Raw genomic sequence first — 12,670 nt, forward strand, 5'->3', positions numbered from 1 at the left:
CATTCCAGCGTAGCGCATCACGCCGCCGGAGGGACGCCACCCATGCTTCGCCGATTCGATGGAACCGCGATCGCGCGCCGCGCCCGCTGCGTGACCATGGCCCTGCTGTGCGCGGCGCTCGGCGCCTGCGCGACGATGAGCGAGCTGTCGGAACAGGTCGGCGCCGGCGGCTCCGCCGCGGCGACCGCGCGAGCCGACCACGCCGAACAGCTCTATGCGGACGGCCAGCTCGACCAGGCGGCGAACGAGTTCCTCGCGCTCGCCGCGGGCGCGCGCGGCGACGCCGCCGCGCACTACCGCCTGCGCGCCGCCGAAGTGCTGCGCGATCGCGGCGATCTCGACGGCGCCGCGCGTGCGCTCGGCGACATCAAGCGTCGCCGCCTGCGCGGTGACGAGCCACAGCGACTGGACCTGCTCGATGCGGAGATCGCGATCAGGCACGGCGACATCGGCCAGGCCGACGCGCTGCTCGCCGGCCTCGGCGACGATCCGTCCGAGGCGGTGCGCATCCGCGCGCTGGAACTGCGTGCACGCGCCGACCTCGCGCGCGGCGACCGCTTCGCGTCGGCGCGTTCGCGTGCGGTGCTCGACCGCGACCTCGCCGGTGCCGACCGCGAGCAGAACCGGCGCCAGCTCGTCGAGGCGCTCGCCGGTCTCGACGTCGACGCGCTGCGCGGCGGCGCGGAACGGCTTGCCGCCGACGATGCGCTGCGTCCGTGGGTGGAACAGGCGTTGCGCGGCAAGGGCCAGCCGCTGCCGCGCGCACTGCCGAAGCCGAGCCGGCCGGTCGGGACGATGCAGCCCGGCGGCAACGGTTCGCTCGAGAACGAGGGTTACCGCACGCTGCACCAGGTCGCGCTGCTGCTGCCGCTCAGCGCGCAGTTCGCCACCGTGTCGCAATCCATCCGCGACGGCTTCCTCACGGCGTACTACTCCGATGCGCGCGAACGCCGCCCGGAGCTGCGCATCTACGATTCGGGCAGGACGCCGGCCGACGCGATCGCCGCCTACGACCGCGCGGTCGCCGACGGTGCCGACCATGTGGTCGGGCCGCTGCAGCGCGAATCGGTCGGCGAGCTGTTCCACCAGTCGCTGCGCGCGCGCGTGCTCGCGCTCAACCACCCCGACACCGGCGAGGTGCCGCCGCCGGGCAGCGCCGAGTTCGGCCTCCTGCCCGACGCCGAAGGCGCGCAGGTGGCCGAACGCATGATCGCGCGCGGCGACACGCGCGCGGCGATCCTCGCCGCCAACGCGGACTGGGCCGAACGCGCCGCGCGCGCATTCCGTGCCCAGTTCGAGGCCGCCGGCGGCATGGTCGTCGGCGAAACGCGCATCCCGGACAAGGACGTCAATTTCTCGACGCCGATCCTGCAGGCGACCGGCACCCTCGGCAGCGGCGCCGACGCTGGCGTCTTCGTCAGCATGCGGCCACAACAGGCGCGGCTGCTGCTGCCGCAGCTCAAGGTCGCAGGCGTGAACGTGCCGGTTTACGCGACGTCCCACGTGTACTCGGGCGACGCCAATGCCGCGCTCGATCGCGACCTCGACGGCGTCGAGTTCTGCGACGCGCCTTGGTTGTTCGGCAGCATCCCGGGGCGTCCCGACCGCAACCGCGTCGCCACGCGCGTCGACACCGCCAATGGGCTCGGCGGGCGCCTGTTCGCGTTCGGCATGGACGCGTACGCGCTGCTGCCGTACATGGACTGGCTGCTCGCGCATCCCGACTCCTACCTCAACGGCGCGACCGGCGAGCTCACCGCGGACAACTTCGGGCGCATCCATCGGCTGGTCGGCTGGGCACGCTTCCAGAACGGCATCGCTCTGCCCGTCGACGGCGCCCTCGACAGCGCGCCGTTGCAGCAATGACCGTGCGCACCGCCACGCGACGCGAGGCGGGCGCCCGCTACGAAGACTTCGCCCGCGTGCATCTCGAGCGCGCCGGACTCGCGCTGCTCGCGCGCAACTACACGTGCCGCTACGGCGAGATCGACCTCGTGATGCGCGATGCCGCGACGCTCGTGTTCGTCGAGGTGCGCTACCGGCGCGGTGGCGGCACCAGCCGCTACGGCGACGGCGCCGATTCGATCGGTTCGATGAAACGCACGCGGTTGCAGCGCGCCGCTGCGATGTTCCTCGCGCAGCATCCCGCATTCGCCACTTCGGCCTGCCGCTTCGACGTCGTCTCGATCGCCGGCGACGCTCCCGCTGCCGAACTGCACTGGCTGCGCAACGCCTTCGAAGCCTCCTGAGGATTCCACCGCATGCACCATCGCCTCCCCTGGTCGCGTTTCCTGTTGCTCGCCGCCCTGCCGCTGTTCGGCGGCTGCGTCGCTGCCGTCGTCGGCGGCGCTGCGGTCGGCGCGAGCGCCGCGCACGATCGCCGCGACGTCGGCACCTACGTCGACGACAAGCGCCTTTCGCTCGGCGTGCACGACGCGTTCAACAGGGACAAGGAACTGGCCCTGCGCAACGACGTGCGCATCGTCGTTTACAACGGCGTGATCCTGCTCGCCGGCGAAGTGCACACGGACGAGCTCAAGGCGCGCGCGGAGCGGCTCGTGAGCGGTTTCGAAGGCACGCGGCGCATCGTCAACGAACTCGCCGTGCAGGAACCCGAAGGCTTCTGGTCGCGCCGCCGCGACAACACGATCTCGCTGCACGTGAAGACCGCGTTGCTCGACCTGACCAGCCTCGAAGGTTTCGACCCCACGCGCGTGAACGTCACCACCGCGCATCGCGTCGTCTATCTCATGGGCAAGGTCACGCGCGAGGAAGACGAGGCCGTGACCGGCATCGCGCGCGACGTCAGTGGCGTCGACAAGGTGGTCAAGGTGTTCGAGTACGTCGACTGACGCCATGCTGCCTGCCGCCGCCCTCGCCGGACTTCAGCGCGTCTTCGCGGGCGATGCGTTGAGCACCGACCCGGCCGAGTGCCTCGTCTACGGCTACGACAACTCGCGGCGCCAGGCGATGCCGGATGCGGTCGTGTTCCCGACCTCGCACGATGAGGTCGTCTCGCTCGTGCGCATCGCGCACGAGCCTCGCCAGCCGCTGGTCGCGCGCGGGCGCGGCACCAACACGACCGGCGCGAGCGTGCCGAGCGGCGGTGGCATCGTCGCGAGCTTCGAACGCATGAACCGCATCCTGCGCATCGACGTCGACGATCGCATCGCCGTGGTCGAACCGGGCCTGCTCAATGGCGACCTGCAGGCCGCGATCGCGCCCCACGGCTTGTTCTGGGCACCGGATCCGACCTCGGCGCCGTTCTGTACCATCGGCGGCAACATCGCCTGCAACGCGGGCGGTCCTCGTGCGGTGAAGTACGGAGCGACGCGCGACAACGTGCTCGCGCTGCGTGCGGTCGCCGGCAACGGCATGGACTTCCGTTGCGGCACGCCGACGACGAAGGGCTCGACCGGTTACGACCTCGTGCGCCTGCTGGTCGGCTCGGAAGGCACGCTCGCGCTCGTCACCGAGGCGACGCTGAAGCTCGCTCCACTCGCCTCGTCGAAACGCACCCTGCGCGCGACCTACGCCGACGTGGGCGCGGCCGCGAAAGCGGTCGCACGCATCATGGCGCAGCCGGTCACGCCGTGCGCGCTCGAGTTCCTCGACGACGCATGCCTGCGCCTCGCACGCGACCACGGCGGCGAGGCGATCCCGCTCGCGGGCGCGATGCTCGTGATCGAAGTCGACGGCGAAGCGGACACGCTGCCCGTTGCGGCCGACGCGATCGTACGTGCCGCGCGCGGCGCCGGGCTCGAGGATCTCGCGATCGCCGACGGCGATGCCGAGGTCGCCGCCCTGTGGGCCGCGCGCAAGGCGTTGTCGCCCGCGCTGCGCACGCTGTCGCCGAACAAGATCAACGAGGACGTCGTCGTGCCGGTGAGCCGCGTGCCCGAACTCGTCGCGGCGACGCGCGCGATCGCCGCGAGCCACGCCCTGCCGATCGTCTGCTTCGGCCACGCCGGCAACGGCAACCTGCACGTGAACCTGCTGCCGCGCGACGACGCCGAACAGGCCCGTGCGGCACGCGCGCTCGACGAACTGTTCGACGTCGTGATCGGCCTCGACGGCACGCTTTCGGGCGAGCACGGCATCGGCCTCGCCAAGCGTGACTTCATGCCGCGCGCGCTCGATGCGCACGCGCTCGCGCTGATGCGCTCGGTCAAGGCACAGTTCGATCCCGACGGCATCCTGAATCCGGGCAAGCTGCTGCCCTGAATTCCGCGACTTTCGTCACGCGGTCGCATTGTGTACGCTGCGCTTCCCGGAAGGAGTCGTTCGATGCGTATGCTTTCGAAACTCGCTTTTGCCGGCGCCCTAGTTTCGCTCGCCGCGACGGCGCGCGCGATCAGCCTCGATCCCCATGGCATCGGCCAGGCGCTGATCTTTCCGTACTACACGACGAACAAAGGGCAGGACACCCTCATCTCGGTCGCGAACGCGTCCGATGCCAGTCGCATGGCCTTGGTCCGCTTCAACGAGGGGACGAACGGTCGCCCCGTCATGGATTTCGCGCTTTTCCTCGCGCCGCATGACGTCTGGACTGCACGGGTCAGCGCGAGCGAGGCGGACGGCGTCGCTTCGGTGTACACGAGCGATCACAGCTGTACTTATCCTGCCATCGGCGCCGGGCGCGCGTTCGACGCGTCCGCGTACGCGGGTGGCTCGATATACCCGGGCGACGGTGGCCCGACCGGCGCGTTCCGCACCCGCGAGGGATTCTTCGAAATCTACGAAGTCGGGACGGTGATGTCCGGCAGCCCGCTCGACCTTGAAATTCGCCGCCAAGACGGCCAGGTCGCACCGACCTGCTCCGCCGCGCAGCTCATTGTCCTCGCGAGCGAGTACCTGACGCCTCCGGATGGTCGGTTGTCGGGTTCGGTGGCCATCGTGAACGTCGGAGAGGGCACATTCTTCTCCTACTCGCCCCAGGCCCTCGCGGGGTTCACCGACCAGGCACTGTGCTGCTACAACGAGTGGGTCTTTTACACGGGCCCGAGAATGACCAATTCGTCCGATTCGACGTATCCGCAAGGGGCCGTCGCGCACCTCCCGATGGGCGATCGCGACGTCGCGCTCGATTTCAGTTTCGGCCTCGACGCATTCAGCGCGGTGTTCATGGCCGATTCCGTCTCGAATGATTACCTCGTCGCCGCGGGCCTGGGCGCACATACGGACTGGGTCCTGACGTTCCCGACCAAGGCGTTCCATACCGATCCGTTCTATGTCGGCGACGACCCACGCGCTCCGTTCGTCGAACCATTCCACTCGCCGGGCGTTTCGAACGTGCTGGCGAACGCGACGCAGTACGACCAGGAAGAAGGACACGGCGAGACGTCCGCGCTGACCCTGCCTTGGGTCGTCAATGTGATCGGCTTCCAGGATGCAAGCCATGACGTTTCCGGCGTGCTTGGCAGCGCGCTCACCGTTCCGGTCGCGCCATTCTCCGAGGCGGGCACGATGACGCTCGACCTTGCCCATGGCGGCGACGAATCGCACACACTCACGGCGCCTGACGGCCGCATGCTGCACGGCCTGCCCGCCACCGGATTCATGGTCTACAACATCATCAACGCGAACGCGGCGCCCGGGAAGCTCGCCAACTATGGCGGTGTGTTCCCGTACCGCTCCTCCGCGTTCTGCACGGTCCCGGCGATCGATCCGGCCTTCTGCCAATAGCAATATCCGATGGACAAGGACCTGCCATGTTCGAGCGCCCGCTCGCCCTGCTTGCACTCTCCGCGGTCATGTCTCTCCCGAACCCCGCGCACGCCGTCGCTTTCAATGCGCGCGGCCTCGGCCAGGCGCTGGTTTATCCGTACTACACGGTCAACAGGGGGCAGGATACGCTGATCACCGTCGTCAATGACGGCGCGCTCGGCGCGCTCGCGCTCGTCATCGTCGACGAGGGTTACAACGGGCGCGCGGTGAAGTTCTTCAATTTGTTCCTGGCGCCACACGACGTATGGACCGCCCGCGTGAGCGCGCTCGGCGAGACTGGCGGCGCCGCACTGTACAGCGCGGACACGAGCTGCACTTGGCCGCCGATTCCGCCAGGCGGTTTTCCGCTGGTGAGTTCGGCCTATGCCGGTGGAAGCATCTTCCCGCCCGATGGCGGCCCCAGCTCGATCACGCGCACGCGCGAAGGGTTCATCCAGGTCGTCGCGCTCGGCGCGGTGATTCCGGAGAGCCCCCTCGATCTCGGAATACGCCATCCCTCACCCGGAGCGGCGCCCACCTGCGCGAATGCCGACAGTTCGGCGGGCAGCCATCTGGCGCCCCCGGTGGCTGACACGCTCGGCGGCTCCGCCGCGATCGTCAATGTAGGCGAAGGCACCTTCTTCGCCTATGCGGCAAACGCACTCGACTTTACCGAGCAGGTGCTGTTCAGCGGGAGCGCGAACATCGAAGCAAACCCGCTGCGATTCGCCAACAGCGCGGCTTCGGCCTTCCCCACCGGCGCGGTTGCCCATGTCGCAAGCGGCGACGAACATTTCGCCATCGACTACGAGCAGGGCATCGACGCCGTCAGCGCCGTCTTCATGCAGGAGTCGATCTCCAACGATTACCTCGTCGCCGCAGGCCTCGGTGCGAACACCGACTGGGTGATTACGTTCCCGACCAAAGCCCTCTACACCGACCCGTTCTACCTCGATTCCGTACGAGCGCCCTTCGTCGAAACGTTCGGCGCACCGGGCGCCTCGAACGTGCTCGCCGACGCCGTCCAGTACGATCAGGAAGAAGGGCACGGCGCGACGACGGCGCTGACCCTGCCTTGGGTCGTCAACGTGATCAGCTTCCGGGAGGCGAGCCACGAGGCGTCCGGTGTGCTCGGCAGCGCACTCGCGATTCCGGTCGCGCCGTTCGCCGAGTCCGGTACGATGACACTCGACCTTGCGCACGGTGGCGACGAGACGCATGTGATCACGGCGGCCGACGGTCGCGTGCTGCACGGCCTGCCCGCCACCGGATTCATGGTCTACAACATCATCAACGCGAACGCGGCGCCCGGGAAGCTCGCCAACTACGGCGGCACGTTCCCGTATCGCTCGATCGTGTCCTGCACGACGTCGGCGGTCGATGCGACGCCGTGCGAATGAAGGAAACCTGCAGCGAGGCCGCGCCATGCGCATCCGATCGTCCCTCCACGTGTCCATGCTCGCATTCGCGGCCATCTCCGCCGGCAGCGCCGGAGCCGTTGCGCTCAACCCGCGCGGCCTCGGCCAGGCGCTGATCTACCCGTACTACACGGTCAACATCGGGCAGGACACGCTCGTTTCCGTGGCCAACGCGGGCGATGCGGCGAAGGTCGTGAAGGTTCGTTTCCGCGAGGGATACAACCACCGGGTCGTGCTCGACTTCAACCTGTTCCTGTCTCCCCGCGACGCGTGGACCGGCGCCATCAGCGCCGATGCGGCAGGCGGCGCGCGGCTGGTCAGTGTCGACCATTCCTGTACGCTGCCTGCGCTTCCTTCGGCGGGTATCGCGTTTTCGAGTAGCGGCTACGCGGGCGCCAGCACCGACGGCGGGCCGACGACCATCGCACGCACGCGCGAGGGATCGATCGAGATGATCGCGCTGGGTGACGTCGTCCGCGGCAGCGAGACGGAGCTGCGCATCACGCACGTCGGGCACGGCCAACCGCATGACGGGGTTCCTCCGGGATGCGCCGAACTCACGGCGACGAACATCGCGACCGACCTCGAGGTGCCCGGCGACGACCTGTTCGGCGCGGCCGGGGTCATCAACGTGGGCATCGGTACGTACTACCCCTACAATGCGGACGCACTCGCCGGCTTCACCGCGCACGTGCTGTATACGCCACTCGCCACGCTGGAACCGGACCTGCGCTCCGCGAATTCGGACGAGGCCACGCATGGCGTTGCGCGTGCCTACGTGTCCACGGGCAAGGGCGTGCTCATGCTCGACTATGCGCGCGGCGAAGATGCCGTCAGCGCCGTCTACATGGCGCAGACGCTGCGCAACGAGTTCCTCGACGCAGCCGGCCTGGGCGCAGCGACGGACTGGGTCGTGACATTCCCGACCAAGCAGTACTACGTCGACGGCGCACTCGGCCCGGCAGCGCAAGGCCTGTTCGAAGAAGCTTTCGCGGCGCCCGGGCGCTCCGACGTCCAAGTGCGAGCGGACTTCTTCGACCAGGAAGAAGGCGCCTTCTCGACCTCCCCACCGCCGGACGGCTGCGGGTTCATTTGTGTCGGTGGAATGCCGCTGTCGCTGTCGTATGCCGTCAACGTCATGCGCATCCTGCCGCAACACACGATCGTGCAGCCGAGTGAGGTGTTCGGTTCCACGCTGTCGACGGTGCTGCTGCCGTACGGCTTCCCGGCGGGTGAGGATCTGCCGCCGATCGACGCGGGCTGGGTGGATCTCGATCTCGCCAACGGTGGCGGCAGCCACGCCTTGGCGGGTGGCCGTCGCGAAGACGGTAGCGTCGTCGAACTGTCCGGCCTTCCGGTTACCGGCTTCATGGCCTACAACGTGATCAACGCGAATGCGCAGCCCGGCAAGCTCGCCAACTACAGCGGCGTATTCGCACACCGCTCCACGGTCGGGTGCAGCACGGCGGGCATCCACGCCTGTCCCTAACGCGTTGCGCCGCGCGCGGACGCGCGATGCTCCCGATCCGCCGCGCCTGCGCCGCATCCACCTTCAGGCGATGGCGCATCCGGCCAGCCACAACACGATCGCCGCATAGGCGCCGGCGATCACGTCATCGACCATGACCCCGAACCCACCGGCGATGCGTCGATCGGCCCAGGACACGGGCCATGGTTTGCACACGTCGAACAGGCGGAACAGCGCGAAGCCGGCGAGTATCCACAGCCACCCGCGCGGCGCGACGACGAGCGGCAGCAGCGCGATCCACTGGCCGACGAACTCGTCCCAGACGACGGCACCGGGGTCGTCGATGCGCAGGCGCGAGACGGCGACGTTGGACGCCCAGACGCCGACCGCGAAGGCGATCACGACGAGACCGACGTAAGCGGGCCATGGAAGTTCGCGCAATGCGAGCCATGGCAGCAGCGCCGCGCCCGAGCCGACCGTGCCCGGGGCTAACGGGCTGAGGCCCGAGCCGAAGCCGGTCGCGATCCACCCGCCCGGATGACCGAGCAACGCGCGCCGCTGCGCAACGTCGAGGCTCACGCGAAGTGGTCCCAGCCGGAGTGTTCCGGCACGAGCTCGCTGCCATCGCCGTCGAACATTCGCACGCGTTCGCCCGCGACGACCCGGCCGATGCGCGTCGCGCCGCAGCCGAGGCGCGCGAGATCGCGGTGCACCTCCCCCGCACGCGCGGGCGGCACGCAGAACGCGAGTTCGTAGTCGTCGCCACCGGTCGCCTGCAGCACGAGGCGCTCGTCGCGCTCGAACAGGGCGAGCAGCGCCGACGACGCCGGCAGTGCGCCGGCGTCGATTTCCAGACCCACGCCGCTGCGTTCGGCGATGTGGCCGAGGTCGGCCAGCAGGCCGTCGGACACGTCGATGCATGCGCTCGCGACGTCGCGCAACGCGGTGCCCGCGGCAATCCGCGGGATCGGCCGGTTCAGGCGCTCGACCAGCGCCTCGCGCGTGTCCGGTGGCGCATTGAACAACGCATGCGCATGTGCGTCGCGGCGATCGAGGCACCGCAGGCCGGCGGCGGCGTCGCCGAGCGTGCCGGTCACGAACACGAGATCGCCCACCTGCGCACCCTCGCGGCGCAGTGCGCGCCCCGGCGCGACGAAACCGTGCACGGTCACGCCGACCGCGAGCGGCCCGCGCGTGGTGTCGCCGCCGACCAGCGCGACGCCATGCTGCGCGGCGAGTTCGGCGTAGCCCTCGATGAAGCCGGCGACGAACTCACGGTCCGCATCGGGCAAGGTCAGGGAGAGCAGCGACCACGCCGGTATCGCGCCCATCGCGGCAAGGTCGGACAGGTTCACCGCGAGCGCCTTCCAGCCGAGGTCGCGCGCCGCCGTTCCGGACGGGAAATGCACGCCCGCGACGAGCGTGTCGGTGCTCACCGCGAGTTCGTGGCCCGGCGGCACCGCGAGCACGGCGGCATCGTCGCCGACGCCGAGGCGCACGTCCGCGCGGGCGACCGTGCAACGCGTGCGGATCAGCTCGATGAGATCGAACTCCACGCGCGGCCGGTCCTTCTACTTGCGTGCGCCGTACTCGGCGGCGCGGCACGTCGCGGCGAGCTTGTCGAGCACGCCGTTGACGTAGGTGTGGCCATGCTCCGCGCCGAACCGCTTGGTCGTCTCGACCGCCTCGTTGATGACGACGCGATACGGCACGTCCACGCGGTCGCGCAGCTCGTACGCGGCGATGCGCAGCACGGCGCGTTCGATCGGGTCGACACGCGCGATCTCGCGATCGAGGAACGGCGCGATCACGGCGTCCAATTCCCTGTGCGAGCGCACGACGCCGCGCACGAGTTCCTCGAAGTACTCGAGGTCGGCGATCTGCATGTCCTGCTCGTGGCGGAACTGGTCGATCACGCCGTCGATGCGGTTGCCGCTGAGCTGCCAGGCGTAGATCGCCTGCAGCGCGCGGCGGCGCGCACGCGAACGCGCGGCCGGATCGATGCCGGCGGGGGGCGGGGTGTTCGTCACAGCTGTCTCCACAGATCGACCATTTCCAGCGCGGCGAGCGCGACTTCCTCGCCCTTGTTGCCGTGCGCGCCACCGGCGCGCGCCTCGGCATCGGCATGCCGCTCGACCGCCAGCACGCCGTTCAGCACCGGCAGGCGGTGTTCGAGCGCGACGCGCATGAGCCCTTGGGCGCAACCGTCCGCGACGTGTTCGTAGTGGCGCGTATCCCCGCGCACCACGCAGCCGAGCGCAAGGATCGCCGCAACGCGGCCGCCTTCCGCTAGCCTCGCCGCCGCCTGCGGGATCTCCCAGGCGCCGGGCACGCGCACCAAGTCGACCCTGTCGTCGGCGACACCGTGCTCCTGCAGCGCGCGGCGCGCGCCGTCGACCAACGCATCGACGATGCGCGGGTTCCAGCGGCTCGCGATGATCGCGTAGCGCGCTTGCGCGACGGGGCGCAGTTCGCCGGTGAGGATGGGCATGGCGGGAGCGAGGGTTGAGGGGTCGAGGGCTGGAGTTTAGCGGGGCGTCGTGGTGGTTGCGCGACGCCGCCACCCTCAAGACACGTACGGTGGGATGCGGCCGCGCAGCAGCGAGCGCTACGCGTGCCGCGCGGATGGTGGGGCTCGCGGTGGAGCGTGTTGCCTCCGGGCGCGATTTGGCGCCGCTGCATCCCACCCCAAGGGCTGGAGTTTAGCGGGGCAACGAGGTGGTTGCGCGGGCGCCGGGGCAGCGAACCGCATGAAAGCACCGCGGCTTGCGCCGCTCCCACAAAAATGCCGGCCCGCAGGGCGGATCGAGCCGCGCAAAGGCGGATCCGCCTTCAGCGCTCCGCACGGTCGAACGGCGGCTCCGGCCTTCGGCCTCGAGCCGCCCTACCAGGACCGTTGCGCAACTGCCGAGCGGCGGAAGCCGCGATGCGCTTCGGCCCTCAGCCCTCGTTCTCCCCCACATAACCCTCGACCTCGAGCCCGAATCCGGCCAGCGCGACGAGCTTGCGCGGCGTGCCGAGCACGCGCAGGCGGCGCACGCCGAGGTCGACGAGGATCTGCGCGCCGAGGCCGAGCCGGCGCCATTGTGCGGGCGTGCCGGCGTCGGCAGGCCCTTCGCCGCGCAGGCGCCCGAGCAGCGCGTCGGCGCCGTCCTCGCCGGCCAGCACGACGACGACGCCGCGCTCCTCGGCGGCAATCCGCCGCAATGCCGCGGTCACGGTCAGGCCGAGGTCGTCGCGCTCGAGATGCAGCACGTCCGAGAGCGTGTTGCGCACGTGGACGCGCGTGAGCACGGCGGCGCCGTCGTCGACGACGCCACGCACGAGCGCGAAATGGAGCTCACGCGCGAGCATGTCGCGCCAGGCGACGAGCCGGAAGCGGCCGAACTCGGTGTCGACCGTCGCTTCGTGCACGCGCTCGATCGTCTTTTCGGTTTCGAGGCGGTAGCGGATCAGGTCGGCGATCGTGCCGATGCGCAGGCCGTGCTTCGCCGCAAATGCCTCGAGTTCGGGGCGGCGCGCCATCGTGCCGTCGTCACTGAGCACCTCGACCAGCACGCCCGCCGGCTCGAGGCCGGCGAGCGCGGCGAGATCACTCGCCGCCTCGGTGTGTCCTGCGCGCGCGAGTACGCCGCCCGGCGCGGCCGCCAGTGGGAAGATGTGCCCGGGCTGGACGATATCGAGCGGCCCCGCATCGGCGCGCACCGCGGTGCGGATCGTGTGTGCGCGGTCGTAGGCCGAAATGCCGGTCGTGACGCCCTCGGCCGCTTCGATCGACACGGTGAAGTTGGTGTGGTGCGGCGACGTGTTCGTCTCGACCATGGGTTTGAGGCCGAGCTGGCGGCAGCGCGCGCGGGTCATCGACAGGCAGATCAGTCCGCGGCCTTCACGCGCCATGAAATTGACGTCCTCGGGACGCACTTTTTCCGCGGCCATGATGAGGTCGCCCTCGTTCTCGCGGTCTTCGTCGTCGACGATGACGACCATGCGGCCCGCGCGGATGTCGGCGAGGAGTTCAGGGATGGTGGCGAAGGACATGGTGGCAGCCTGGTTCGTGGTGCGGTCGCGCGCGCTCGGC

Annotated in this window: 12 protein-coding genes; 7 read left to right on the forward strand and 5 right to left on the reverse strand. The window is 69.7% G+C overall.

Translation table 11 applies throughout. The annotated features are described in order from the left end of the window. Positions 1-42: 42 nt before the first annotated feature. From ACTHK2_RS05605 to ACTHK2_RS05635, 7 genes are all read left to right on the forward strand, one after another. Positions 43-1,866: a penicillin-binding protein activator gene (locus tag ACTHK2_RS05605; RefSeq protein ID WP_440244713.1), complete on the forward strand. Its 1,824-nt coding sequence runs from the start codon at positions 43-45 to the stop codon at positions 1,864-1,866. Continuing rightward, positions 1,863-2,249, forward strand: a complete 387-nt coding sequence (locus tag ACTHK2_RS05610; RefSeq protein WP_440244714.1) for a YraN family protein — start codon at positions 1,863-1,865, stop codon at positions 2,247-2,249. The genes ACTHK2_RS05605 and ACTHK2_RS05610 overlap by 4 nt, the downstream gene beginning before the upstream one ends. A 12-nt stretch (positions 2,250-2,261) precedes the next feature. Then, complete coding sequence (locus ACTHK2_RS05615; protein WP_440244715.1) at positions 2,262-2,852, forward strand: BON domain-containing protein; 591 nt, start codon at positions 2,262-2,264, stop codon at positions 2,850-2,852. 4 nt (positions 2,853-2,856) lie between these two features. Then, entirely contained in the window at positions 2,857-4,224 is a 1,368-nt protein-coding gene (locus ACTHK2_RS05620; protein ID WP_440244716.1) for an FAD-binding oxidoreductase, read from the forward strand. A gap of 63 nt (positions 4,225-4,287) precedes the next feature. Further along, a complete protein-coding gene (locus tag ACTHK2_RS05625; RefSeq protein ID WP_440244717.1) occupies positions 4,288-5,685 on the forward strand; it encodes a hypothetical protein in 1,398 nt (465 codons plus the stop codon). A 26-nt stretch (positions 5,686-5,711) separates the two neighbouring features. Further along, on the forward strand, positions 5,712-7,106 hold the full coding sequence (locus ACTHK2_RS05630) for a hypothetical protein (protein WP_440244718.1): 1,395 nt from the start codon (positions 5,712-5,714) through the stop codon (positions 7,104-7,106). Between the two features lie 25 nt (positions 7,107-7,131). After that, entirely contained in the window at positions 7,132-8,613 is a 1,482-nt protein-coding gene (locus ACTHK2_RS05635) for a hypothetical protein (RefSeq protein ID WP_440244719.1), read from the forward strand. Positions 8,614-8,676: 63 nt separating this feature from the next. On the opposite strand, the gene ACTHK2_RS05640 is transcribed toward ACTHK2_RS05635, so the two are convergent. The 5 genes from ACTHK2_RS05640 to ribB all read right to left on the reverse strand — a co-directional run bounded on the left by ACTHK2_RS05640 (position 8,677) and on the right by ribB (position 12,630). Then, positions 8,677-9,171: a phosphatidylglycerophosphatase A family protein gene (locus tag ACTHK2_RS05640; RefSeq protein WP_440244720.1), complete on the reverse strand. Its 495-nt coding sequence runs from the start codon at positions 9,169-9,171 to the stop codon at positions 8,677-8,679. Then, on the reverse strand, positions 9,168-10,148 hold the full coding sequence (gene thiL / locus ACTHK2_RS05645) for a thiamine-phosphate kinase (RefSeq protein WP_440244721.1): 981 nt from the start codon (positions 10,146-10,148) through the stop codon (positions 9,168-9,170). The genes ACTHK2_RS05640 and thiL overlap by 4 nt, the downstream gene beginning before the upstream one ends. Before the next feature lie 15 nt (positions 10,149-10,163). Then, on the reverse strand, positions 10,164-10,622 hold the full coding sequence (nusB, locus tag ACTHK2_RS05650; RefSeq protein WP_440244722.1) for a transcription antitermination factor NusB: 459 nt from the start codon (positions 10,620-10,622) through the stop codon (positions 10,164-10,166). Then, on the reverse strand, positions 10,619-11,083 hold the full coding sequence (ribH, locus tag ACTHK2_RS05655; protein WP_440244723.1) for a 6,7-dimethyl-8-ribityllumazine synthase: 465 nt from the start codon (positions 11,081-11,083) through the stop codon (positions 10,619-10,621). The genes nusB and ribH overlap by 4 nt, the downstream gene beginning before the upstream one ends. Before the next feature lie 449 nt (positions 11,084-11,532). Further along, positions 11,533-12,630 carry a 3,4-dihydroxy-2-butanone-4-phosphate synthase gene (ribB, locus tag ACTHK2_RS05660; protein ID WP_440244724.1) on the reverse strand — a complete coding sequence of 366 codons (1,098 nt, stop codon included), beginning with the start codon at positions 12,628-12,630 and terminating at the stop codon, positions 11,533-11,535. Positions 12,631-12,670 lie beyond the last annotated feature (40 nt).

The sequence above is a fragment of the Dokdonella sp. genome (assembly GCF_051958935.1).
Taxonomy (GTDB): Bacteria; Pseudomonadota; Gammaproteobacteria; order Xanthomonadales; family Rhodanobacteraceae; genus Dokdonella_A.